This window comes from Desulfurivibrio nitratireducens, assembly GCF_044068515.1.
Taxonomy (GTDB): domain Bacteria; phylum Desulfobacterota; class Desulfobulbia; order Desulfobulbales; family Desulfurivibrionaceae; genus Desulfurivibrio.
Genome location: NZ_JBIPKI010000008.1, coordinates 12839 through 35853, shown reverse-complemented (window position 1 = coordinate 35853; position 23015 = coordinate 12839). Strand labels below are relative to the sequence as shown.

21 protein-coding genes are annotated in these 23015 nt (G+C 61.9%); 15 read left to right on the top strand and 6 right to left on the bottom strand.

Features of this window, described 5'->3' with window-relative positions; all coding sequences use genetic code 11:
• Positions 1-84: 84 nt before the first annotated feature.
• Entirely contained in the window at positions 85-1653 is a 1569-nt protein-coding gene (locus tag ACHHTY_RS04320; RefSeq protein ID WP_395492836.1) for a methylenetetrahydrofolate reductase C-terminal domain-containing protein, read from the bottom strand.
• Between the two features lie 90 nt (positions 1654-1743).
• On the opposite strand from ACHHTY_RS04320, the gene ACHHTY_RS04315 reads away from it, so the two are divergent.
• The 3 genes from ACHHTY_RS04315 to ACHHTY_RS04305 are packed head-to-tail and all read left to right on the top strand — an operon-like array spanning position 1744 to position 3447.
• On the top strand, positions 1744-2295 hold the full coding sequence (locus tag ACHHTY_RS04315) for a hypothetical protein (RefSeq protein ID WP_395492835.1): 552 nt from the start codon (positions 1744-1746) through the stop codon (positions 2293-2295).
• A 2-nt stretch (positions 2296-2297) separates the two neighbouring features.
• Complete coding sequence (gene trxA, locus ACHHTY_RS04310; protein WP_395492834.1) at positions 2298-2627, top strand: thioredoxin; 330 nt, start codon at positions 2298-2300, stop codon at positions 2625-2627.
• Between the two features lie 4 nt (positions 2628-2631).
• Positions 2632-3447 (top strand): outer membrane protein assembly factor BamD, encoded by an 816-nt coding sequence (locus tag ACHHTY_RS04305; protein ID WP_395492833.1) that lies wholly within the window; start codon positions 2632-2634, stop codon positions 3445-3447.
• 214 nt (positions 3448-3661) lie between these two features.
• Here ACHHTY_RS04305 and ACHHTY_RS04300 read toward each other — a convergent pair whose 3' ends face one another.
• Both ACHHTY_RS04300 and ACHHTY_RS04295 read right to left on the bottom strand, forming a co-directional pair.
• Entirely contained in the window at positions 3662-4201 is a 540-nt protein-coding gene (locus tag ACHHTY_RS04300; protein ID WP_395492832.1) for an epoxyqueuosine reductase QueH, read from the bottom strand.
• Positions 4198-5778: a sigma 54-interacting transcriptional regulator gene (locus tag ACHHTY_RS04295; protein WP_395492831.1), complete on the bottom strand. Its 1581-nt coding sequence runs from the start codon at positions 5776-5778 to the stop codon at positions 4198-4200. The genes ACHHTY_RS04300 and ACHHTY_RS04295 overlap by 4 nt, the downstream gene beginning before the upstream one ends.
• A gap of 365 nt (positions 5779-6143) precedes the next feature.
• Between ACHHTY_RS04295 and ACHHTY_RS04290 the strand changes: the two genes are divergently transcribed.
• Complete coding sequence (locus ACHHTY_RS04290) at positions 6144-6752, top strand: DUF116 domain-containing protein (RefSeq protein ID WP_395492830.1); 609 nt, start codon at positions 6144-6146, stop codon at positions 6750-6752.
• 677 nt (positions 6753-7429) lie between these two features.
• On the opposite strand, the gene ppc is transcribed toward ACHHTY_RS04290, so the two are convergent.
• Positions 7430-10321, bottom strand: a complete 2892-nt coding sequence (ppc, locus tag ACHHTY_RS04285) for a phosphoenolpyruvate carboxylase (RefSeq protein ID WP_395492829.1) — start codon at positions 10319-10321, stop codon at positions 7430-7432.
• A gap of 30 nt (positions 10322-10351) precedes the next feature.
• Entirely contained in the window at positions 10352-12445 is a 2094-nt protein-coding gene (glgX, locus tag ACHHTY_RS04280; RefSeq protein WP_395492828.1) for a glycogen debranching protein GlgX, read from the bottom strand.
• Between the two features lie 540 nt (positions 12446-12985).
• Between glgX and ACHHTY_RS04275 the strand changes: the two genes are divergently transcribed.
• The 6 genes from ACHHTY_RS04275 to tsaA all read left to right on the top strand — a co-directional run bounded on the left by ACHHTY_RS04275 (position 12986) and on the right by tsaA (position 17184).
• On the top strand, positions 12986-13981 hold the full coding sequence (locus ACHHTY_RS04275; RefSeq protein ID WP_395492827.1) for a hypothetical protein: 996 nt from the start codon (positions 12986-12988) through the stop codon (positions 13979-13981).
• A gap of 553 nt (positions 13982-14534) precedes the next feature.
• Positions 14535-15524 (top strand): NADP-dependent oxidoreductase, encoded by a 990-nt coding sequence (locus tag ACHHTY_RS04270; RefSeq protein WP_395492858.1) that lies wholly within the window; start codon positions 14535-14537, stop codon positions 15522-15524.
• Between the two features lie 93 nt (positions 15525-15617).
• Positions 15618-15815: a hypothetical protein gene (locus ACHHTY_RS04265; protein WP_395492826.1), complete on the top strand. Its 198-nt coding sequence runs from the start codon at positions 15618-15620 to the stop codon at positions 15813-15815.
• Positions 15816-15878: 63 nt separating this feature from the next.
• Positions 15879-16256, top strand: a complete 378-nt coding sequence (locus ACHHTY_RS04260) for a VOC family protein (protein ID WP_395492825.1) — start codon at positions 15879-15881, stop codon at positions 16254-16256.
• A gap of 13 nt (positions 16257-16269) precedes the next feature.
• Complete coding sequence (locus tag ACHHTY_RS04255) at positions 16270-16659, top strand: VOC family protein (RefSeq protein WP_395492824.1); 390 nt, start codon at positions 16270-16272, stop codon at positions 16657-16659.
• A gap of 33 nt (positions 16660-16692) precedes the next feature.
• Entirely contained in the window at positions 16693-17184 is a 492-nt protein-coding gene (gene tsaA / locus ACHHTY_RS04250) for a tRNA (N6-threonylcarbamoyladenosine(37)-N6)-methyltransferase TrmO (protein WP_395492823.1), read from the top strand.
• 6 nt (positions 17185-17190) lie between these two features.
• Here tsaA and ACHHTY_RS04245 read toward each other — a convergent pair whose 3' ends face one another.
• Positions 17191-17823 carry a YchE family NAAT transporter gene (locus ACHHTY_RS04245; protein ID WP_395492822.1) on the bottom strand — a complete coding sequence of 211 codons (633 nt, stop codon included), beginning with the start codon at positions 17821-17823 and terminating at the stop codon, positions 17191-17193.
• 169 nt (positions 17824-17992) lie between these two features.
• On the opposite strand from ACHHTY_RS04245, the gene ACHHTY_RS04240 reads away from it, so the two are divergent.
• The 5 genes from ACHHTY_RS04240 to ACHHTY_RS04220 all read left to right on the top strand — a co-directional run bounded on the left by ACHHTY_RS04240 (position 17993) and on the right by ACHHTY_RS04220 (position 23013).
• Positions 17993-18298, top strand: a complete 306-nt coding sequence (locus ACHHTY_RS04240; protein ID WP_395492821.1) for a hypothetical protein — start codon at positions 17993-17995, stop codon at positions 18296-18298.
• A 37-nt stretch (positions 18299-18335) separates the two neighbouring features.
• Positions 18336-19085 carry an SDR family oxidoreductase gene (locus tag ACHHTY_RS04235; protein WP_395492820.1) on the top strand — a complete coding sequence of 250 codons (750 nt, stop codon included), beginning with the start codon at positions 18336-18338 and terminating at the stop codon, positions 19083-19085.
• 389 nt (positions 19086-19474) lie between these two features.
• Entirely contained in the window at positions 19475-20629 is a 1155-nt protein-coding gene (locus ACHHTY_RS04230; RefSeq protein ID WP_395492819.1) for a baeRF3 domain-containing protein, read from the top strand.
• A gap of 177 nt (positions 20630-20806) precedes the next feature.
• Entirely contained in the window at positions 20807-22129 is a 1323-nt protein-coding gene (locus ACHHTY_RS04225) for an APC family permease (protein WP_395492818.1), read from the top strand.
• Positions 22126-23013 (top strand): SAM-dependent methyltransferase, encoded by an 888-nt coding sequence (locus ACHHTY_RS04220; protein WP_395492817.1) that lies wholly within the window; start codon positions 22126-22128, stop codon positions 23011-23013. Before ACHHTY_RS04225 ends, ACHHTY_RS04220 begins: the two co-directional genes overlap by 4 nt.
• The last annotated feature ends 2 nt before the right edge of the window (positions 23014-23015 follow it).

Below are 23015 nucleotides of genomic sequence, written 5' to 3'. Positions count from 1 at the left end.
GCCTGGGGAGGCTACAGTGTAATACTGTAAGCAGTCATGGAAGTTTGCACAAGCAGGTCCGCTGTTTAAAGCGGAGGGGCAGGTTTATTCGCCCGCAGGTTTCTGGCGGCCCTGGTGATCGAGACCGCGAAAATAATTGACCCAGGAGGAGGTGTTGTTGAGCGACCAGTCGCGGGGCGGCACCAGTCCCTGCCCCGGTTCGTCCTGGCTCCCGGCTCCCTTGAGCCGGTGGTAAGTCCGCACGTAAAGGCAGCGCCGCCGGCCGGGATAAACCTCGCACCACCCGTCGCGACTGCCGCCGCAGGGTCCGTTGAGGATGTACTTGGCGCAGGCGGTTTGGGGGCAGATATAGGCCAGTTCGGCCAAGGTGCAGTCACCGCAGTTCTGGCAACCAAAAGTGAGAAATTTGAGCAAATGTTCGATGTGGACCAGGGTCCAGCCCAGACTGGTGTCGTCCCAGGCCAGACAGAGCCCCTTTAAAGGCCGATAGAGAAGGCCGCCGGGGACAAAACCGGCGTCGTGGGCCAGCTGAGCCAGAGAGTAAGCCAGTTTTTCCCTGGGCGGGGCCGTCAGCGGCGCCTCTTCGGCCAGGTTCAGACCGGTCTGGGGATCCCGGCGGAAAAGATGACAGGAATCCTCGGGCCAGAAAGAGAGTTCCGGCAGCAAGGCCTGCCAGTCCGGAGCCAGTTCTTCGGCCCGGTCCAGCACCAGGCCGATGTCGTCGTAGGAAAGCCCCGGCCCGCCGATATGGGCCCCGGCGTAACCCAGACCCTTGAGGACCGCCAGCAGGGCGGCTGCCCTTAGCAGGCGGGCTTTCTTGCCCTTGTCCGGCGCCCGGGCCTCGCGCCGGATGGCGGCGTAAAGTTCCTCGGTGATCACGCAGCCGGGAATTTCGCCCCGATACATCAGCTCGGCCACCCGCAGGTTGGGAATGAAGACATTGCCCAGGACCGGCACCTGGCCCAGGTTTTGCCGCTGCAGGTAAAGCAGGACTTCGTGAAACTTGCGGGCATCATAACCGATCTGGGTGATGACGAAATCGGCCCCGGCGGCCAGCTTGCGCCGCAGTTTGACGTACTGCATCACCAGTTCCGCCTCGCTGTGCTTGAAGGGCGACAGGGCCACGCCCTTGACGAAGCTGGTGGCATGACCCGGCCGACCAGATGACAAAGCCTCTCCGCCCTCCGCCCCGCCGCCGGGGCCCGCGCCCCGGTTGAGGCCGCTGATCAGGTCCAGGGCCTGGACACTGTCGAGGTCGAAAACCGGCTTGGCCAGCCCGCGGTAGCCCGGCTTGGGGTAATCGCCGGTAATCACCAGCAGGTCGCTGATCCCCAGGCGATCCCAGGCGAAAAGCTGGCTCTCGATCTGGTTGCGGTTCTTGTCCTTGCAGGAGAGATGAACGATAACGTCCAGGCCGAGCTTGCGGATTTCCACCCCCAGCACTTCCGGAGAAAGGGCGACCTGGCCGCCGGCATTCTCGGTGATGCTTACCGCCGTCAAACGGCCATCGGCCACGGCCCGGCGGGCCACCTCGAGGGCCCGGCCGTGGCCGCCGCCCCGCCCGCTCCGGCCGGGAACCAGTTCCAGGGTAAGGGTAAAATGGTCAGGGTCGCTAAGCGTGCGCAAAAAATGAGAGGATGGGGGCTGAACCATCTTACCTGGTCACCAAGGCTAATAAGCGGCGGGTTTTACGAGCCGTATGCGGATCATCAGCAAAGAGGCGGCGGGAGGGGAAAGGCGGCCTTGAACAAAAATTTAGTCCAGCCAGTTGCGCCGTTCCCGAAAAAATTCGGCAACGACCACGGCGCCGCCGGCCACCAGGGCGGCGGTAAAGACCAGGACCGGCAGCCAGTGCCCGCGACCACGGACAGGCGGCAACTCGGGCAGATCACGCTTGCAGCAACGGCAGACCAGGGCCTGACGCTGGATCTTTTCCCGGCAATATGGACATATTCGCGAGGCCATGCTGCCAATCTAAATCGACGGCTCCGCCTTGTCAAGCCGGAGTATGGCATCAAGCTCCCGCCGCCATCATTTCCCTTGTCATTATCCCGGTCAGTCGTTACAATTCCTTTAAAATCAGCCGGTCTCGTGACAAAGAAAAAGGGCTCGAACAAATCTTATAAAAACAGCATATGCTGCGGGGCGACCCGGCGGATCGTCAGCGCCCGGACCGGCCAGGGATGGTTTTTGCAGATTCGCCTGGCCGGGCAGCCGCCCAGCGTGCTTAAATCAACCAGCTTTTACAATATCAGTCGACGGATAATCACCGCAAAAAATCGCAAAGGAGAATGATTATGGCCAGTGAAAACGTCTTACAAACTTCCGATGCCGAATTCGACAACCAGGTACTGAAAAGCGCCGAGCCGGTGCTCGTCGATTTCTGGGCCCCCTGGTGTGGTCCCTGCAAGGCCATTGGTCCGGTAATCGAGGGGCTGGCCAACGAATTCGCCGGCAAGGTCAAGGTCGCCAAAATGAACGTCGATGACAACCCCGCCACCCCCGGCAAGTACGGGATCCGGGCAATTCCCACCCTGATTCTCTTCAAAAACGGCGAGGTGGTGGACCAGATCACCGGCGCGGTCGGCAAACCCCAATTGGTTGCTCTGATCAACAAGGCTCTGTAACAATATGCGTCTCGCTCCCCGTCAATCCAAGGGGCCGGTCCGGCTGGTCGTTGTCCTGCTGCTTCTGGCCCTGGCAACGGCCGCCGGCGGTTGCGCCACCGTAAAGCGCACCTTCGGCTTGGGCGACGGGGATCCCGGCCCCCAGAGCCCCGAATACCTGGCCATGGACGGCATGGAGGCGCTCAATCGCGGCAACTATCGCCAGGCCCTGAAGATTTTCCAGGAAATCAAGGACCGCCACCCCTTCAGTTCCGTGGGGCCCCTGGCCGAGCTGAAGGCGGCGGACGCCACCTACTACCTGCGCCGCTACCAGGAAGCCCATTTTCTCTACCAGGAATTTGAAAACAACCATCCCACCAACGAGGCCATTCCCTATGTCCTTTTCCAGATGGGGATGTGCCACTACCAGCAGATCGACACCATCGACCGCGACCCGGCCCACGCGCTGAACGCCATTGCCGCTTTCAACCGCCTGAACCGGGCCTTCCCCGCCTCGCCCTATCAGGCCGAGGCCCAGGCCCGGGTGCTGGCGGCCCGGGACTTCCTGGCCCGTCACGAGATGTTTGTCGCCGCTTTCTACCTCAAGACCAAGGAGTACGATCAGGCCGAACGACGCCTGGATTATCTCCTGGAAACCTACCCGGAAAGCGAAATCATCCCCCGGGCCGAGGAGTTGCTGGCCGCCATCCAGGACGGCAATCCCCCGACCCGCCGCTGGCGGGACTGGTTGCCCAATGTTTCCATCGGCAGCTGGCGAGGATTTTTCGACGCCGTTTCCCCGATGCCGGGCGGGGTCAGCGAAGGCGGCCCCGCCAACTGATAACGGGCGCTTGCCAATCGGCCAACGTCACGGCAAAATCCTTCTTCACCAGGCCTAAACATTGAGCAGTTTCGCCGGCATGGGCCTGCGAACCGGCGTCCTGGAGTCCAGCCGGGCAATAACCATTTTCCGCCGCGAAAATGGCTGGAAAACCAGGATTTAAAGGCATCAACAGGCAGGGTGGGTCGCGGCAGGAGGTGGTGCCGGGGCAGGTTTACGAGCGATCGTAACGTTCCTGTTCGCTGTAGATGCAGCCGCAGTAAGGTTGGCGATAGAGTTCCAGCCGGCGGGAAAGATCGATCCCCTCTTGCCAGCCCACCCGGAAATCCCGGTAATGGAAGCCGACCCCCTCGCGCCGGGCCGCGGCTTCCCCCACTTCCCGAATCGTCTCATGGAGCTGGTAGCGGCTGTAAAGGAGGGTGGAGCTGAAGGCATCCAGCCCCAGTTCCCGGGTGCGGCGGGCCGCGGCATTGAGGCGCAGCTCGTAACAGATCCGGCAGCGCTGCTCCCGCTGTTCTTCGTGGAAAACCACCCGGCGCAGATAGTCCCGCAGGCCGTAGCGGCGCTCGTAAGCCACCGCCAGATTCTCGCGCTCAGCCAGTTGCTCCAAGGCCTCCAAGCGCCGCTGAAACTCCCGGTAGGGATGAATGTTGGGATTGAAAAACCACCCCTGGATTTCGACCCCTTCGGCCCGCAAAACCTCGAGGGGGTAGCAGGCGCAGGGGCCGCAACAGATGTGGAGCAACAGTTTCATTTTTGGGGGCCGATCCGATAGAGCCGGGGATCGATGGCGTATTTCTTGATCTTATAATTAATGATCCGCAAACTGGTTTCCAGGAGGGCGGCGGCCCGGGTCTGGTTGCCGTCGGTTTTCTTCAGGGCATCGATGATCAGCTCGCGCTCAAAGCTTTCCACCGCCGCGGTGAAGGAACTGGGACTGACCTCCCGCAGGGAATCGGCACTCTGCAGGGTCGGAGGCAGGTGGTAGCTCTTGATGGTGTCCTCGTCGCAGATCAGCACCGCCCGTTCCAGGCAGTTCTGCAGCTCCCGGACATTGCCCGGCCAGTGGTACTGGGTCAGCAGGTCGATGGCCGGGGTGGAAATCCGCCGGATCTGCTTGTCGTTTTCGGCGGCGAATTTTTCCAGAAAGAACTCGGCCAGCAGCAGGATGTCGGTGCGCCGCTCCCGCAAGGGGGGCAGGTAAATGGGGAAGACATTGAGCCGGTAGTAGAGATCCTCGCGGAAACTCCCCTCGGCCACCGCCTTTTCCAGATCCTTGTTGGTGGCGGTGATCAGGCGGACGTCGCATTTCAGCGGGCGGGCGCCGCCGAGCCGCTGAAATTCCCGGTCCTGGACCACGCTGAGCAGCTTGACCTGCACGGCAGTACTCAGCTCCCCGATTTCATCAAGAAAGAGGGTGCCCCCCTCGGCCAGTTCGAAACGGCCCTTGCGGGTTTCGTGGGCCCCGGTGAAGGCCCCCCGTTCGTGGCCGAAAAGCTCGCTTTCCAGCAGGGTCTCCGGCAGGGCCGAGCAGTTGACGGTGACAAAGGGGCCCTGGGCCCGTTTGCTGTTGTGATGAACCGCCTTGGCCACCATGCTCTTGCCGGTGCCCGATTCGCCCCGCAGCAGGACGGTGGCGTTGCTGGCCGCCACCCGGTGGATCATCTCCAGCACCTCCTGCATCCGGCTGGAATTGCTGAGGATGCTGCTGACCCGGTATTTCCCGGAAAGTTCGCGGCGCAACCGGCTGTTTTCCTGCTCGAGGCGCTGCTGTTCCCGGTTGACCGACTGGACCCGCTTGACGGTCTGGGCGATCAGGCCGCTGAGGATGGTTAGAAAACGCAGATCCTGATCGAATTCGGCCCCCTCCCGGTACTCGCGGTCGACACTGAGGGTGCCGATGGTATCGGGCCCCCGGCGAATGGGCACGCAGAGAAAAGAAAGTGATTCCGCTTTTTTGGCCCGGGCGCTGGTCCGGTCGAGGAAGAGCGGCTCCTTGCTGATCTGGGGCACGACGATGGGGGCCCCGGAGGCCACCACCCGACCGGTGATCCCTTCGCCGATCCGGTAGGTGCCGCGCTTGCGGGCCTCCACCGTGATCCCGTGGGCCACCTCGGTTTCAATCTGGCCGGTCAGGGGATTGATGATGGTCACCGCCCCGTTGTTGAGGCCTTTCCGCTCGGAAAGAATGGCCAGGATCTTGGCCAGGCAGACCCGGAGGTCGGCCGCCGAGGCTAACTCCCGGGTGATTTCGTAAAGGCAGGCCAGATCGGCATACTCCCCGGGCAGGGGGTCGAAGCCGGAGTTTTTTGCCGTCGCTAAAGCGTCCATAGCCTCACATCAAGTAGTGATAAAGGACCAGCGCCCTCAAACCGCGATTGCCTGGCTCCGGCTAACCGTAAAAATCGGCAACCACCGGGGGCTGGCAGCCCAGCGGTTCCGGCCGAATCCGCCCCGCCCCAGAACTGGGCCGCCGGATCTGGACTCGGCGGCTCGCCAAGCCGGCCACCTGGCCATTATAACAAAATTGTGCAAAATTACTGTAAAAAGTCTGCTCGCAATTCCGAAAAAGCTTCGCCGGTCGGTGGATTACGGTATTATAGGACTGGCTCGAGCCTGAACCAGGGAAAGGTGGTGACCGCCCAGCGCCGCCACCTCTCCCCCAGCTAACCGGAACCACTGTCAAAATCGCCATCATGCCCAAGCTGCTGCCCGCCAGGTTGACCCTGCCGCTGCTGGTCATCCTTTACAAGCCCCTTTGCCGCCTCTGGCCCTGGCTGGACAAAGACGCCTACGTCCGCCGTACGGTGGAGGTCGGCAACCGCTTTTACGCCCCCCGTTTCCGCCGGATCCCCTTTGCTGAGCGCCTGCTTTTTCTGCCCTACTGCCTGCGGCCCGCCGACTGTCCCACCGAGATCGACCCCGACCAGGGCCTGGCCTGTCCGTCGGACTGTGCCAACTCCTGCCGGCTGCGGGAAATGCGCGACCTGGCCCTGGAGTTGGGCTATCGCAAAGCCTTTATCGTGGTCAGCGGCAAGCTGCACAAAACAGCAGGGGTGCTGCGCAGCCGCAACTTCCTGGTCCGCCGGATTCAGGAGCACCAGCCCAAAGGGGTGATCGGCTGTCTCTGCACCCGCGATTTGCGGGAAAAATACCTGCGCCTGGACAACATCGCCGCCGACGGTACCCTGGGCCGGCACGGCACCCCGGTCATCCCCCAGGTCTGCCTGCTGCAAAACTGCCGCTGCCGCGGCAGCCAAGTTGACTGGCAAAAACTCGAGCTCCTGATTCGCAGCCACGAATAAAGTGTAAAGGCTCAGCAGCACCGCATCTTGCGGCGATCGGCCCGGCTTGCGTACTTGAGGTACGCGGCGCCGAACCGCTTGCCCCAACCTGCGGCACTGCTGAGCCTTTACGGCCCGTACAAATAATAATCCAAGCAACGCGCCTGAAGATGCGCTGCTGTAATATTGCGGCCGGTATAACTAAAGCTTAGCGAAATACCTGGCTGGCTAACCAAAATCACTCAACGGGTAAACGGCCGGCAGGGCAGTAGATTCGGGCAAGCGGACCGGCGCCGCGGTGTCAGAGGACAGAGAGCAGAAAGCAGAAGACAGAAGAGTTGAAGATTGAGAGCCTTCTCGGTTTTTTCTGTCCTCTGTCCTCTGTCCCCTGTCCTCTGGTATGCCGATCGCCCGTGCGGGTACAATCTTCACAGACACCGGCCGGCAACGTGACGGTTAACGGAAAGCAACGAGCTACAAGCGGGGACAGTCGGCGCATGCCGCCGGCCAGATGCGGGGCTGTACTATTGCGGCCGGTATAACTAAAGCTTAGCGAAACATAACTCCTGCTGGCCAACCAAGATCACTCAACGGGTAAACGGCCGGCAAGGCCGCATCTTCGGGCAAGCGGACCGGCGCCGCGTACCTCAAGTACGCAAGCCGGGCCGATCGCCCGAAGATGCGACCTTGCCGGCCGTTTACCCAGTGCTTTGCATGGCGGCGGCAATCCCGTTGACGCTGAGGAACAGGGCGTCGCGCAAAGCCTCGCGTTCCTCCCCTTCCGACTCATGGCAGCGGCGCAGCAGTTCCACCTGCAACAGACTAAGCACGTCAGTATAGGGATTGCGCAGCATGATCGAGCGCTGAATATCCGGGCTGCCGCTGAGCAAATCCTCGTCGCCGCTCATCTGCAGCAGGGCCTGGCGGCCCGCGGCGAAATCCCGGCTGATCAGCTCGTGAAACTTACCTCTTTCTCCATCCTCGGCCAGGGCGGCGTATTCGGCGGCGATTTCCAGCCGGGTCCGGGCCATCTCCCGGCGGGCGTTATCGATCAGCATGCGGAAAAACGACCACTCATGGTACATCCGGCCCAGGGTCTCCCGGGTGGCTGCCTCCCCGCTCAATTCCGCCAGGGCCGCCCCGATTCCGTACCAGCCCGGCACAATGTAGCGGGTCTGGATCCAGGCGAAAACCCAGGGGATGGCTCGGAGGTTGTCGAGGTCGACATCGCCGGCGGCCTGGCGGGAAACCGGCCGCGAGGCGATGGGCAGCCGGCTGATCTGCTCGATGGGAGTAATCCGGGTATACCAGGACCAGAAATCGGGATCCCGCACCAGGCTTCGGTAAGCCTCCATGCTGCGGGCCGCGATCCGGGCCATCAAGGCGGCAAATTCGCCCCGGGCCGCCCCGCCTGAGCCGGTCGGGAAAATACCGGCGTCCAGGTCGGCCGCCTCGCTCCCCGCCGAGCCGGCGGAACCGAGCAGGGCCCGGCCGGTGGTCTGCATCATGGCGTTGACGATTTGTTCCAGGTGGCGATGGGCGAGATCGGCAAAGGCGTAGCGGAAGGAGATCACCTCTCCCTGCTCGGTGAAGCGGATCCGGCCGTTGTGGACCACCTCGGGCATGGCGGCGATGGCCTGGCTGGCCCGACCGCCGCCCCGGCCCACCGTGCCGCCGCGGCCGTGGAAAAGGCGCAGATCGATGCCATATTGGCGACAAATCCGGCCCAGCCGCTCCTGGGCCTGGTGCAGGGCCCAGTTGGCCATCCAGTAGCCACCGTCCTTGTTGCTGTCCGAGTAGCCGAGCATTACTTCCTGAAAATCGTCCCGGGCCGCCAGGTGCCAGCGGTAAACGGGGTTTTGCAGCATGGCGGCCACCAGTTCCTCGGCCAGCTCCAGATCCTCGATGGTTTCAAAGAGGGGAACCAGGTTGAGGCTGCTGCTCACCTTGCCGTCGCGCTGGTGCCAGATGCCGGCCTCCTTGGCCAGCAGCAGAACTTCCAGCATGTCGCTGACCGCATGGGTCATGCTGATGATGTAACCCCCCACCGCCGCCGGATCGCTCTGCTGCATTTCCCCCACCAGGCTTAAGGTCGCCAGCAGTTCCCGGGTTTCGGGGGGCAGATCGCAACCCCGGGGCAACAGGGGCCGGGGATTGGCCAGTTCGGCCTGGAGCAGGGCCAAACGATCGACTTCGGCCAGAGCGCTGTAGTTCTGCTCGACCCCGGCCAGCCGCAGCAGCACCGTCACCGCTTCCTCGTGGACCCGGCTGTGCTGGCGAAAATCCAGGGCCACCAGGTGAAAACCGAAGGTCCGAACCCGGACCAGCAGCCGGCCCAGGCGGCCATAACGGACCAGGCGGGCGAAGCCGCTGGCCCGCAGACTGGCCGCCAGCAGGTTGAGGTCGGCCAGCAAGGCCTGGCAATCATAGCCGCTTGCCGCTTCGGGACCGGTCCGTACCCCGACCTGCTTGAGTACTTTTTCCAGGCGGGCCATGATATAGGTTATTTTCAACCGGTAGGGCTCGTTCTGGTAATGACGCCGCCGCTGTTCGTCGATGCTCAAGGTCCGGGCATCCTCCTCCAGCGACTGGCGCAGGGCCTCGGGAGGCGGAGCCTGGCGGCCGGAAAGGCTCAATTCGCGGCGCAATTCGCAGAGTTCGTCCAGGTAGAGGCGCAGCACCACCCGCCGCTGGTAAAGATAGGTCCGGCGGCTGACTTCGGCGGTGACAAAGGGGTTGCCGTCCCGGTCGCTGCCGATCCAGGAGCGAAAGCGCAGCAGCACCGGCAGGGTGTCTGGACTGGCGCCGTAGTGACGCCAGAGGGCGGCCTGGAGATCGCGGTAGATCCGGGGCACCGTGGTCCAGATGGCGTTGCGGACGAAATAGAGGCCGCTTTCGACCTCGTCGTCCACGGTGGGCCGGGTCTGGCGGATATCATCGGTGGCCAGCAGCAGGCCGATCTGGTTTGAGATCTCGGCCAGCAGTTCTTCCCGCTCCTCGAAGGTGGTCTTTTCGCGCCGCAAACGGCCCAGCAGGGCGGCGACCCGTTTCTGCTTGTAGAGGATGCTGCGGCGGCGGGCCTCGGTGGGATGGGCGGTCAGGGTGGGCTGAATATCGAGACGGCCAAGCACTTCCATAACCTGGTCCAGGCTGCAGCCCCTTTCCTTGAGGGCGCGCACCGCTTCGTCGATGGTTTCCCGCGGGACCTCCCCCTCTTTCCGCTGCAGGGGCGCCTCGGCGCCTTCGCGGGCACAGGCGGCCTCCCGGTAAACCCGGGTGATTTCCATCTGCTCCACCTTGTTGACCAGGTGAAAAAAGGCGGTGTAGGCATGGAGCAGGTGGACGATTTCGCGGCAATCAAGATCGGCGATGCGGTTGGCGGCCTGGCTTCTTAACTCGGGCCGGTTCTCAACGATGGCCCGCTTGCAGAGCAGGCGCAGTTCCTCGACCTGCTCCAGCACCGCCTCGCCCCGCAATTCCAGAATGGTCCGGCCCAGCAGACGCCCCAAAAGCCCGACCTGGCCGGACAGAGAGGCCGCATCGGCCGGCTCCCAGCCTGCCAGGGTTGAGATAAAAACTCCATTTTCCATGATCTTTGCCATCCTTGTGATTGGGTTGATTCAGCAGCAAAGTACCACCGCGCCAAAACCAGCCACGGTTACTTGCGGCCGGCGCAGGGGCCGGGCCTTGGTTTCCGCCACCAGATCGGCGGGCGGGGCGGCGGCGGTATCGATCAGTTTCCGCCAGCGCCGCCCCGAGGGCGGAGGGGGCACGGTGAAAACCCGGGCTGCGGGCGCCGAATTGAGCATCACAAAAAAATCCGGTTCCCCCTCGCCGCCATGCAGCTGAAAGGCCAGCACCCGGGCCTCGGCCGACCAGTCCTGGCGACCGGGGACCAGGGCCTGCCAGGTTATCTCGGCCTGTCCCGGCGGCGGCTCGGCGGCAAAAAAACTCTCGCGGCGGAAAAGGCGGTACTTCTTGCGCAGGGCGATCAGGCCCCGGAAAAAATTGACCAGATCGGGGTTTCGTTCGGCCAGTTCCCAGTCCAGCCAGGAAATTTCATTGTCCTGGCAGTAGGCGTTGTTGTTGCCCTGCTGACTGCGGCCGAATTCATCCCCGGCCAGCAGCATCGGCACCCCCTGGGAAAGCAGGAGGATCACCGCCGCGGTGCGCACCCGGCGCCGGCGCAGGGCGACGACTGCGGGATCGTCGCTGGGCCCTTCCACCCCGCTGTTCCAGGCGATATTGTGGTTATCCCCGTCGCGGTTGTCCTCGCCGTTGGCCTGGTTATGCTTGCGGGAATAGCTGACCAGGTCGGCCAGGGTGAAGCCGTCGTGGCTGGTGATGAAGTTGATGGAATTGCCGGGCTGGCGCCCGTTGTGGCCGTAAAGGTCGGAACTGCCGGCGATCCGGGTGGCCAGGGGGGCGACACTGTTTTGCTGGCCGCAGAGAAAGCGGCGGACATCGTCGCGGAAGCGGCCGTTGAGCTCGGCCCAGCGGTGGTGGGAGGAAAAGCTGCCCACCTGGTAAAGTCCGGCGGCGTCCCAGGCCTCGGCGATGATCTTGGTATGGGCCAGAATCGGGTCCTCGGCGATCTTTTCCACCATCGGCGGGTCGGCCAGGACCTCTCCTTCGGGCCCCCGGCCGAGGATCGAGGCGAGATCGAAGCGAAAGCCGTCCACGTGCATCTCCATCACCCAGTAGCGCAGGCAGTCCATAATGACATGGCGCACCCAGGGATGGTTGCAGTTGACCGTGTTGCCGCAGCCGGAAAAGTTGAGGTATTCCCGGGTAACCGGGTCGAGCAGGTAATAGATCACGTTGTCGATCCCGCGGAAGCTGATGGCCGGGCCGTCGGCCCCGCCCTCGGCGGTGTGGTTGTAAACCACATCGAGAATAACCTCGATCCCGGCGGCGTGCAGGGCCTTGACCAGTTCCTTGAACTCCCGCACCTGGTTGCCGTTGCGGCCGTTGACCGCGTAGGCCGCCTTGGGGGCGAAAAAGGCCAGCGGCGAATAGCCCCAGAAGTTTTTCAGCCGCTCCCCGGTGGCGGGATTGATCCGGGTATTCTCGAGTTCGTTGAATTCAGCCACCGGCAGCAGCTCCACCGCCGTAATCCCCAGTTTCTTGAGGTAGGGAATTTTTTCGATCACTCCCCGGTAGGTGCCGGGGTTTCCCACTCCGGAGGAAGGATGGCAGGTATAGCCCCGCAGGTGCAGCTCATAAATAATGCTCTCTTCCAGGGGGATATTGAGGGGCCGGTCCCCTTCCCAGTCGAAATCGTCCTCGATGTAAAGGCAGCGGCGCTGGAAACTGGCCAAAGGATCGGGCCGGCGCCCCCGGCGGCGGTAAGCCACCCCCCAGTCCGAGCCGCCGCTGAGGGCCTTGGCGTAGGGGTCGAGCATAATCCGGTCGGGCTGGTAAAAATGGCCGGAACCGGAGGGATCGCAGGGCCCCTGCAACCGATAGCCGTAGCGCAGGCGGGGATCGAAATCCTTGATCAGGACATGCCAGACCTCGCCGGTCCGGTTGCGGTAAGGGTCGAGTTCCAGCTCGAATACCGGCTCCTCCTCCTTGGTCCGGAAGAAAACCAGGGAAACGGCCTCGGCATGGCGGGAGAAAAGGGCGAAATTATACCCCTGGGGCGTCCGGCTGACCCCCATGGGCAACGGTGAACCGCAGGCGGTGGTGAAATTTACTTTTTTGCGCGGCATGGTTGTAATTCCAGCTTGAGTTGGCAAATCAACATCTTGGTATACTACTTAAAGCAAAGCAGTTCGGGAAACACAAAATAACGGCGGCCTTAATCGCCCCCATTCTGTTGACCGCACCACCAGCTTTTTTTACCGGCTTGTTAATCACTCTGCTACAATAACCGGAAGATCGGCAAAACCAAACCCCGCTCAACCACGCCGGGCCCGGCGTAAGCAGACCGACCAGACCAAAGGAGCGAACCATGGGTGACAAGGGCGGCAAGAAAAACAAGGACAAGAGCAAGAAACAACAGGCCAAGAAAGACGACCAAAAGGCCCAAAAAAACAAAGACAAGCAACCCAAAAAGGTCGTCTAGCAGGACGGCCGGATTTGCACGGCTCGACTGGCTCAGCGGTTTTGCTCAACCGGCGAAGGAATTGGAAAATGGTTCGGCGTTAAGCGCCTGAACTTGATCGTTACCGTACCGGTTATTTATCGCTGACTGCGGCAATCACCGGCAATCCCCTCCAGGATAATAGAATCTCTGCCAAGTTGGAAGCATGGTTAACGCCCGCCATCCCGCCTCAACCAGCATCTGCCGGGAACCAGGCTGGCCCCGGGCGGCAGGCTATCGTCCGGTGGCTTGGCTGGTTTTTTTGCTGCTCACCTCCCCCTTGGCGGGCCTCTTCCCGGCACCAGCTGTCGCGGCGGTAACCGAGCAGCGGGATGAGTGGATAAATACCATAGCCGGGTCGCCGTTAGCCGCACCGCTTCATGTGGAGTCCTCCGAGTCGCGCAATGCCGTCCAGGGCAGCGTGCATGCCAGCTTGCCCTATTCCTTCGAGACGCTGGCGACCGAATTGCATTCTGTTGCCGCCTGGTGCGAAATCTCCTTCCTGCACCTGAACATCAAAGCCTGCGTGTATGACGGCGATCCCGCCGCTGACTCCTCGATCATGCAGCTCTACGTGGGCCGAAAACGCTACCAGCTTCCCGAGACCGCGGATGTCGTCGAACTGCGCCTCCAGGCGGCCAAGCTGGCTGAGGACCATCTGGCCCTGGAAATCTTTGGTGATCGCGGTCCTCACGGTTCTCGCGATTTCCGCCTCCATCTTCAAATCATTCCCTATAGCGCAGACGAAAGCCTGATTCATCTGCGCTACTCGCTGCGCTTCGGCTTGCCCGCCCGCATCGCCATGCGGATCTACTTCGCCACCGGGGGGCGGAACCGGGTGGGCTTTACCGTTGAGGATTACGACCATGACGGCGAGCCGGTCCATGTGGGCGGCCTGCGGGGAGTGATCGAGCGTAACGTTATGCGATTCTACCTGGCCTTGCAGGCTCATCTGGAAACCCGGGAGATCCCCGGAGATGAGCAGCTCCAGGCCAGACTGCGGCGCTGGTTCGAGTTGACCGAGCGTTACCCGCGTCAACTCCACGAGCTGGACCGGGAAAGCTACCTCAAATACAAGCAACGGGAGTACGCCAATCAGGAGGCCTTACAGAAAGACCCGGTCTCTTTGATACCTGCCAAGCAGGAGCCCGGCGTAGAATAAAGTATCAATGGGTTCTCCCAGTGCCTTCGATCTGCTCCCGATCAACCCCGGGCCCGACCGGCGGATTCTCGCATCTGCCCCATCTTATCCAACTTCGGCTACCGCCAGCCGCCTTTCCCGGGCTAAGTACCGGGCCACATCACCCGCCGGGGGCCTGCTGAGCCGACCATTGTTATTTCAGCGCGCTCATCCCGGATGCTGAGCCTGCAAGCTTCTAAGGGCCTGAAGCGAACCGCCAGAGAAGCAGACCGCCGGTTCAAAAAGAAGGATCGGCCTCTCCCGGAAGGGGTTTGAAAAAAATCTATTCCGGGGAAGAGGTTCGGCCTGGCAATGTGATAAAATGTTTTTTCATAAACCGACCATCCGCCCTTCCCTTGCGATAAAGGCCATGAATGGCGGCACCCTCGAGAGCGGTTGGCTTGAGGATATCAATTTCAGCTCGGCTGATGATCGATTTCCCGGCCTGGCTTTGGCTTTATCGGGAAAAGGGTCAACCGGAGCTGTGCAACTTCACCCAAGAGGGCAAGCTATGAGTAAGACCGGGCAAAACACAATGCAAGCCGTCGCCATGGACCGGTTCGGCGGCGTTGAGACCCTCTCTCTCCGCACGCTGCCCGTGCCCGAGATCGGGCCGGACGAGGTTCTGATCCGCGTAGAGTCGGCCGGCGTGGGGGTTTGGGATCCCTTCGAGCGCGAGGGCGGCTTTGCCAGGATGTTCGGAGTCGAACCGAAGTTTCCCTACGTACTCGGCTCCGATGGAGCGGGCACGATTGCCGCTGTGGGCTCCGAGGTCCGCGGGTTCAGAGAGGGAGACCGCGTTTACGCCTCCAGTTTTCTCAATCCCCCTTGGGGATTCTACGCCGAGTTTGCGGCAGTCAAGGTCTCCGCTTCCGCCATGCCCTGGCCAGCCGCCGTCTCGCTCATTCCCGGGAACCTGACGACCGAGCAGGCGGGAGCGCTGCCGGTTTGCGCGATCACCGCCCTGCGCGGGCTGGACAGTACCTTGGGCCTGCAGCAGGGCGAAGCGGTGATGATCTTCGGGGCCGGCGGCGGCATCGGGCATCTCGCCGTGCAATTGGCCAAGCGGATGGGCGCCCGGGTTTTCGCGGTGGCCTCAGGGGATGACGGCGTGGCCCTGGCCAAGCGCCTCGGAGCCGATGCGGCGGTCAACGGACGCCGGGATGACGTGGTGGCCGCCGCCCGGGAATTTGCCCCCGGCGGCCTTGATGCCGCGCTGCTTACCGCGGGTGGCGAAACGACCCAGCATGCCCTGGCGGCAATCCGCACCGGTGGCCGCCTTGCCTATCCCCATGGCGTCGAGCCCGAACCCCAGGGTCGTGCGGGGATAGTCGTCAAGAGTTACGACGGCATGCCCGACCCGGAGTTGATCGCGAAACTCAACCGGTTGATCGAGTCCGGTCCGTTCGAGGTTCACATCGCCAGAGTATTCCCCTTGGGCGAAGCCGCTGCCGCTCATCGCGCCCTCGCCACTCACTACCTCGGCAAACTCGCTCTAAGGCCGGCCACCGGGGGGCAACGGTGAGCGGGAACCGGGGCCGGCCCTTGTTGCGCGCAAACGCCGGCAGAACAATTCCTGGCCAAGGAACTGGCTGGGCCAAGCAACGGGAGCAGAGATATGGGTGAATTCAGGATGTGCCCAAGCTGCAGCTATCAGCGGGGTTTTCATGTCTATTTTCGCGAGCCTGAGGGGGGCGGAGTGGTGGTGGGCCTGATCTGTCCCAACTGCGGGCAGTCCTATGACCTGGCCTGGCGGCCAGGGGATCTGGTCGCCCCGCTAACCATCCAGCCCGGCGAGGTCTTCCCCGCCAAATGAAAAGCGCCGGGGAATAAGTGACCAGATGAACTGACTGTTTTTCGCAGCAACCGGGAGAAAACCATGCCCGCACCCAAGTATGCGCCGGGGCGCAACATTGCCATTAAAGTTCCTCCACATGAATTCGACCAAACCGTTGCCTTCTATCGTGATGTCCTGGGGTTCCCCGAGTTGGAGGATCCAGCTTCCGGCAGCACCGAATCCGTGCGGTTCCGGTTTGGCGACAAGGTTCTGTGGATCGATCGAGCGCCCGCCATGAGTCAGGCAGAAATCTGGCTGGAGATCGAAACCGCTGATATCACGGCGGCCGCGGCCCACCTGGGGCAAAACCAGATAGTCCGTTGCGACGCCATCGAGCCCTTGCCCGCTTCGTTCAAGGGATTCTGGCTGACCAGTCCCGCCAACATCGTGCATTTGCTTTCGGCAGCAAAGCTTACTTGACAGGAGGTCCGTTATGAACAAAGTGGTGCATTTCGAATTACCCTCGGAGGATCGGGAACGAGCCAAGCAATTCTACCAGTCGGTATTCGGATGGCGGGTGGAAGACATGCCGTTTCAGGACGACGTGTACACCTTCGCCATTACCACCCCGGTCGACGACCAGTTTATGTATACGGAAAAAGGCGGGATCAACGGTGGCATCTTTCGAAAGGAAGGAGCCCTGCAAAACCCGGTCGTGACCATCGAAGTCCCCTCCATAGATCAGCATATCAAGCTGATCGAGGCCGCCGGCGGCCAGCTCGTCGCCCCCAAGGGCGAGGTCCCGGCCATGGGCTACTATGCTTACTTCCGCGACCCGGAGGGAAACATCATGGGTTTATGGGAAAATATGAAGAAATCTTAAGCACGGCAAGCCCGGACGGGAGAGGGACAGATCATGATCACCATGCAGCCCATCGGAATCATCCATACACCCTTCAGGCAACTGGCGGAGATGCCGATCCAGCCCGCCGGAGCGGTCGGAGTGCAAGGCACCGTCGAGATTTTTGAGCCGTTTTGGGCCGGCCTGAAAGACCTCGACGGATTCTCGCATATAATATTGCTCTACCTGTTCCATGGCAGCCAGGGATTCAGCCTGGAAGTCGTCCCCTTCCTGGACACCCAGCCTCGCGGCCTTTTTGCCACCCGGGCCCCGCGCCGACCCAACCCCATCGGCCTCTCGACCGTCCGGCTCGACCGGATTGAGAACGGCAACCTCCAAGTCCGCAATGTGGACATCCTGGATAAAACCCCATTGCTCGACATCAAGCCCTACGTGCCTGAATTCGACGCTCAGACCGAGGTTCGCAGCGGCTGGCTGGAACAAGCCCGGAAAACCGTAGCCCGCCGGAAGTCGGACAACCGCTTCGGATCAAGCCAGGAATCATAAAAAGGATCAGGCCAGGGGCAGGAAGATGTTCTTCAGGCCGGTAGTGATGAACTCCACGGCGATGGCCGCCAGGATCAGGCCCATGATCCGGGTAATGATGTTGATCCCGGTTTTGCCCAGCTTTCTGGCAATAAAGGGGGCGGCCAGCAGGCAAAGAAAGATGGAGAGGCCGATGATGAGAATGCCCGCGCTGGTAATCAGATAGGCCATGGGCTCCTTGGCCTTGTCGGCATAAACGATTACCGCGCTGATGGCCCCCGGCCCCGAGAGCAGAGGAATAGCCAGCGGCACCACGGCGATGGTCTCGCGATCGGCGGTTTCCTCGGCCTCATCGCTGGTATGGGCGACGCGGCTGGTCCTGGCCTGGAGCATGGAGAGGGCCATGAGCAGCAGGAGGATGCCGCCGCCGACCTGGAAGGAGTCGATGGAGATCCCGAAAAAACGGAGGATCAACTCGCCGCTGAGCAGGGTAACCAGCAGAATGGCCACCACGGCAACGGACGTTAACAGGATGATCCTGGCCCGCTCTTGCGGCCGGTAGCCGTGGGTGAGGCTGATGTAGATGGGAAGAGCGCCAATGGGATTGACAATGGCCAGCAGGGAGATGATAAACTTGAGGTTGTCGGAAAAATCGAGCATGGCGCTGAACCCCGGACGGCATGAGTGGGCGGGCTGATCCGGCAACGAAACCGGGAACCGTTTGCCCCATTGTATAGGGAAAGGCCGCCCAGTACAAACCCCGCCTGTCCGCTGACCATTGCGGGCCAGGGCCCGACAACCTCTGACAAGGACAAGGAGACCTGAGCAGATGAAAATATCCGACTGGCTGGACCAGCAGGAGGCGGCCAAGGTTGATGTATCGCAAATCGAATTGCCCCGAGATCTGGCTTTTGAGCAAGATCCCGATGAAACCATTTATTTCCAGGAAATCAAGCCTTGCAGCATGGTCTGTAAAAAAAACCACCCCTTTGCCACGGTCGAACGCTTCGACCACTGGTATCGGGCCCGGGGCCAGGACAAGAAGGCGGGGATTCATTCCAGCAAAATGAGGTGGCAGCTTTTTACCAGGAACAAAGATCTTGCCCTTAAGACGGCCAAGGCCCGCATTGAATAATACCAGGGCAAGCAGGCCAAAAGGCGGGAGGGGTGATATGGCGGAAAAGCGCGTGGTGCTGGTGACCGGCGCCGCCCGGGGCATCGGTTTCGGCATCACCGAACGACTGGTGCGGGATGGCTGGCAGGTGGTCGGGGCGGATATCGACGCCCGGGTGGGTCGAGCCGCCACGGCCCGGCTGGGCACGGCGGCAGACTTCATCAAACTTGACGTCAGCGATGAAGCCGACGTGACGGCGGCCATCGAAGCAATCCGGATAACCCATGGCCGGCTCGACGCCCTGGTCAACAATGCCGGGCTGCGTAACCCGGCAAGCGGCCCGGTGGAGGAATTAAGCCTGGAGGCCTGGCACCGCTGGCTGGGCGTCAATCTTACCGGGCCTTTCCTGCTGAGCAAGCACTCCCTGCCCCTGCTGCGCCGCCAAGGCGGAGCCATCGTCAACATCGCCTCCACCCGGGCCCTGCAGTCTGAGGCCGACACCGAGGCCTATACCGCCAGCAAGGGTGGCCTGGTCGCCCTCACCCATGCCCTGGCGGTGAGCGCCGGGCCCAAGGTGCGGGTCAACTGCATCAGCCCCGGCTGGATTGATACTCGTACCGCCGAGCAGCAGCACCAGAAACCGCTGCGGCAGATCGACCATGCCCAGCATCCGGCCGGGCGGGTCGGAGAACCGGCCGATGTCGCGGCCCTGACCGCCTTCCTGCTGAGTGACCAAGCCGGTTTCATCACCGGGCAAAACTGGACCATCGACGGCGGGATGGTCCGCAAGATGATCTATGCCGAGTGAGTTTGGTGGGGTCTTGCTTGTTGAGGAGCAAATTTTTCCGTTTCGCCGGCAACGATAATGGCCATTAGTCATCACCGCCCTCAGACCAAGGAGGACGGTTTTTTTACCCAAAAGGGCAGGTAAAAGTTGGGTTCGGGATGATATCCGGGTACGTTGCCACCTTGTTCCCGGGCTGCTTAGGCTCGGCCCTGCCCGGATCGGCTCTTGCCTTTAGCCGGTATTTTTTTATATATCTGAGGACATAGAAGGGCTCCAGAGACAAAGGGGGTCCGTCCCAATATAATCGCTAGCCGCGACGCAATCGCCGCCGGGCCACTTGGCCAGTTAGGCGGTGGACTGTAAGCACCCAGAACCGAATGACCCCCACAACCCAACCGGAAGGAGACCACATGAACAACCTTGATAAAGATTATGCGGCGGGACTCTTTGACCATTGCGACCCCCCGTGTCTTTCACTCTACCAGCCGACTCATCGGTACCATCCCAACAACCAGCAAGACCCGATCCGGTTCGGGAATCTCGTGAAAGCGCTGGAGGAGTCTCTCCTGCAACAATTCACCAAGGACGAGGCCCGGGTCTTGCTGGAACCCTTTCGGGCGTTGGCGGACGATCGCGACTTCTGGAACAACAGTCTTGACGGCCTGGCGGTGCTGGCCGCTCAAGGCCTTTTTCGCGTTTACAGACTCCAGCGGCCGGTCGCCGAATTGGCGGTAGTCGCGGATAGTTTTCACACCAAACCCCTGCTGCGCATCCTGCAGTCCGCCGACCGTTATCAAATTCTCGGCTTGAACCGCCAGGCGATCCGGCTTTTCGAAGGCAACCGTGACGCCTTGCACGAGATCGAACCGGCCCCGGAGGTCCCTCGCACGATAAACATGGCGCTGGGCGATCAGTTGACTGAGCCGCACCGAACCGTCGCCTCATACGGTGGCGTAAGCGGCGGACACTCGGCCATGCACCACGGCCACGGCAGTAAAGAGTCCGAAACTGACCTAGATGCGGAGCGCTTTTTCCGCGCCATCGACCGGGGGATCCTGGAATTTCATTCACGGCCGGCAGGACTGCCGCTGATCCTGGCGGCACTGCCGGAGTACCATCATCTTTTTCACCAAGTCAGCCACAACCCTTTCCTGGTCGAGGAAAGTATCGATATCCACCCGGATGATCTGTCGTCCGTCGACGAACTCCGCCAGCGGGCCTGGGTGCTGCTCGAGCCTCGCTATCTGGCCCGCCTGGCCGCCCTGGTCGAGGAATTCGGCAACGCCCGGTCCAATGGGCTCGGTGACGACGAACTGGCCAAGGTCGCCAAGGCCATCGTGGGCGGGCGGGTAGCCACCCTGCTGATCGAAGACCACCGCGAGATTCCCGGCCGAATCAATACCGCCACCGGCGACATCGTGTCTGGTGACTTGACCGACCCGATGGTTGATGATGTGCTCGACGACCTGGGGGAGTTGGCCTTGAAAATGGGGGCCAGGGTGGTCATCGTTCCCGCCGAGCGGATGCCGACCAGGACGGGAATAGCAGCGATCTACCGTTATTAGAGCAGAATACGCGGTGACCACCGCAAGGCCGGGGCGAAGCCCCGAAAATTCATGGTCGCGGCTGAAAAAGGAAGCTGACGCCAACCAGCACAGCCCCTTTCCTTGATAAAGGTGGTCGGAACTTCGGCGTCCAAGCCCGTCCTAACAACGACCTTTCAGCTCCAGGATCCACTCATCATGAAACAACCGGCCGGGCCCGGCAGCACGCTCTCCATTGTTGATGCGGTGGTCATCGTCATCGGTATCGTGGTCGGCGCAGGCATCTTCAAAACCCCGTCGCTGGTCGCGGCCAGTACCGGCAGCGAGAGCATCTTTCTGCTGGTCTGGTTTGCCGGCGGCCTGGCTACACTAATCGGAGCGCTTTGCTATGCCGAACTTGCATCCGCCTATCCCGATGCCGGGGGAGATTATCACTTTCTCACCCGGGCCTTCGGCAGAGGTCCAGGGTTTCTTTTTGCCTGGGCCCGCATGACCGTCATCCAGACCGGCTCCATCGCCATGCTCGCCTTTCTCGTCGGCGACTATCTCTCCCAGGTGCGGACCCTGGGGGCTTACTCCTCCTCGTTGTACGCCGCGGCGGTGGTCATTATGCTGACCGCCGCCAACATCGCCGGCATCCGACAGGGCAACGGCCTGCAAAGACTTTTCACCTCCGCCATCGTTCTGGGCCTGCTTTTCATCATCGCCGCCGGTTTCTCCGCCGATCCGGCCGCCGGCGCTCAGCCGGGCGCTGTTTTGGCGGAAAATCCGGCCTTCGGCATGGCCATGATCTTCGTCCTGCTGACCTATGGCGGCTGGAACGAGGCGGCCTATCTGTCGGGAGAGGTCCGCAATCCGGGCCGCAACATGGTCCGGATCCTGCTTTACAGCATCATGGCCATCACCCTCCTCTACCTGGTAACCAACTTCGTCCTGCTCAAGACTTTGGGTCTCGCCGCCATGGCCGATTCGGAAGTGGTCGCCGCCGATTTGATGCGGTCGGTTCTCGGCGAAAACGGCGCTCTGTTTATCAGCATTCTGATCGCCCTGACGGCCCTGAGTACCATGAACGGTTCGATTATTACCGGCGCCCGGACCAATTACGCCGTGGGCCGCGATCTGCCCCGGTTCTCCTTCCTCGGGCAATGGCAGAGCAAGCGGGGAACGCCGATCAACGCCCTGCTGCTCCAGGCCGGGATTGCCCTGCTGCTGATTGCCCTGGGAACCGGAGCGCACAGCGGCTTTGTTACGATGGTCGAGTACACCGCCCCGATTTTCTGGCTTTTCTTTCTGTTGGCCGGGATTTCGCTTTTCATCCTCCGGCGGCTGGATCCCGGTCGGCCCCGCCCTTTTCGGGTGCCGGCCTACCCCCTGACTCCATTTTTATTCTGCGCCATCTGTTTGTATATGCTCATTGCGAGCGTTCTTTATACCGGCAGCGGGGCCCTGGTGGGCCTGGCCGTACTGGCCGCCGGGCTGCCGCTGCTATGGCGGAAAACACCAACCAATGAGGGAAAATGATCATGATTGTCCAGCAATTACGGCTGCCGCTGCTGGTACGATGCCTGGGGCTGAGTGCCGTCGCGTGGTGGTTGGGGGCCGGCCTGGGCCTGGCCTCCGATGTGCCTTATGTACCAACCCACCAGTCAACGGTGGTGGAAATGCTGACCCTGGCCGAAGTGGGAGAGGGAGACGTGGTCTATGATCTCGGCAGCGGTGACGGCCGTTTCGTCATCACCGCCGCCCAAATGGGCGCCCGGGGCATAGGGATCGAAATCGATCCGGAGCGGATCCGGGAAAGCAAGGCCAACGCGACGGCGGCCGGGGTTGGCGACCGGGTGCGTTTTATCGAGCAGGATCTGTTCGAGGCCAACATTTCAGAGGCCACCGTGGTCACCATGTACCTGCTGCCCGAGGTCAACATCCGGTTGCGGCCCAAGCTGCTGGCAGAACTGCGGCCCGGCACCCGGGTGGTCTCCAATTACTTCAGCATGGGGGCGTGGCAGCCCGACCGGGAGATCAGAAATGGCCGGACCATCTATTTCTGGATCATTCCGGCCAACCTGACCGGCACCTGGATATGGTCCGGGACCGACGGCACCCGTTACACCATGGAGGTAACCCAGGACTTCCAAAAGATAAGCGGCCATATCAGCAGCGGCCCAAGCACCATGGAGATCAGCGAAGGCAAGGTAACCGGAGACCAGGTCACCATAATCGCGGAGCGGCGGCGAACCGGGACCGGCGAAAAAATCACCTTCCGGGGGCGCATCGACGGAGAAACGATCACCGGCAGCGCGGAACGCGCCGAGGGCAGCTTCTCCTGGCAGGCTACGCGGGAACAAGGAACGCAAAGACGGCTCGATGACGGCAGCAGAGTCGTCCTCCACCGCCAATTTCACTAATC

Bases quoted from the DNA above. Each gene is read 5' to 3' on its own strand.
- ACHHTY_RS04320 (WP_395492836.1), bottom strand. From the start codon at position 1,653: ATGGTTCAGCCCCCATCCTCTCATTTTTTGCGCACGCTTAGCGACCCT.
- ACHHTY_RS04270 (WP_395492858.1), top strand. From the start codon at position 14,535: ATGCAAGCCGTCGCCATGGACCGGTTCGGCGGCGTTGAGACCCTCTCT.
- ACHHTY_RS04275 (WP_395492827.1), top strand. From the start codon at position 12,986: ATGGTTAACGCCCGCCATCCCGCCTCAACCAGCATCTGCCGGGAACCA.
- ACHHTY_RS04305 (WP_395492833.1), top strand. From the start codon at position 2,632: ATGCGTCTCGCTCCCCGTCAATCCAAGGGGCCGGTCCGGCTGGTCGTT.
- tsaA (WP_395492823.1), top strand. From the start codon at position 16,693: ATGATCACCATGCAGCCCATCGGAATCATCCATACACCCTTCAGGCAA.
- ACHHTY_RS04245 (WP_395492822.1), bottom strand. From the start codon at position 17,823: ATGCTCGATTTTTCCGACAACCTCAAGTTTATCATCTCCCTGCTGGCC.
- ACHHTY_RS04300 (WP_395492832.1), bottom strand. From the start codon at position 4,201: ATGAAACTGTTGCTCCACATCTGTTGCGGCCCCTGCGCCTGCTACCCC.
- ppc (WP_395492829.1), bottom strand. From the start codon at position 10,321: ATGGAAAATGGAGTTTTTATCTCAACCCTGGCAGGCTGGGAGCCGGCC.
- ACHHTY_RS04295 (WP_395492831.1), bottom strand. From the start codon at position 5,778: ATGGACGCTTTAGCGACGGCAAAAAACTCCGGCTTCGACCCCCTGCCC.
- ACHHTY_RS04225 (WP_395492818.1), top strand. From the start codon at position 20,807: ATGAAACAACCGGCCGGGCCCGGCAGCACGCTCTCCATTGTTGATGCG.
- ACHHTY_RS04230 (WP_395492819.1), top strand. From the start codon at position 19,475: ATGAACAACCTTGATAAAGATTATGCGGCGGGACTCTTTGACCATTGC.
- ACHHTY_RS04265 (WP_395492826.1), top strand. From the start codon at position 15,618: ATGGGTGAATTCAGGATGTGCCCAAGCTGCAGCTATCAGCGGGGTTTT.
- ACHHTY_RS04290 (WP_395492830.1), top strand. From the start codon at position 6,144: ATGCCCAAGCTGCTGCCCGCCAGGTTGACCCTGCCGCTGCTGGTCATC.
- trxA (WP_395492834.1), top strand. From the start codon at position 2,298: ATGGCCAGTGAAAACGTCTTACAAACTTCCGATGCCGAATTCGACAAC.
- glgX (WP_395492828.1), bottom strand. From the start codon at position 12,445: ATGCCGCGCAAAAAAGTAAATTTCACCACCGCCTGCGGTTCACCGTTG.
- ACHHTY_RS04220 (WP_395492817.1), top strand. From the start codon at position 22,126: ATGATCATGATTGTCCAGCAATTACGGCTGCCGCTGCTGGTACGATGC.
- ACHHTY_RS04255 (WP_395492824.1), top strand. From the start codon at position 16,270: ATGAACAAAGTGGTGCATTTCGAATTACCCTCGGAGGATCGGGAACGA.
- ACHHTY_RS04235 (WP_395492820.1), top strand. From the start codon at position 18,336: ATGGCGGAAAAGCGCGTGGTGCTGGTGACCGGCGCCGCCCGGGGCATC.
- ACHHTY_RS04260 (WP_395492825.1), top strand. From the start codon at position 15,879: ATGCCCGCACCCAAGTATGCGCCGGGGCGCAACATTGCCATTAAAGTT.
- ACHHTY_RS04240 (WP_395492821.1), top strand. From the start codon at position 17,993: ATGAAAATATCCGACTGGCTGGACCAGCAGGAGGCGGCCAAGGTTGAT.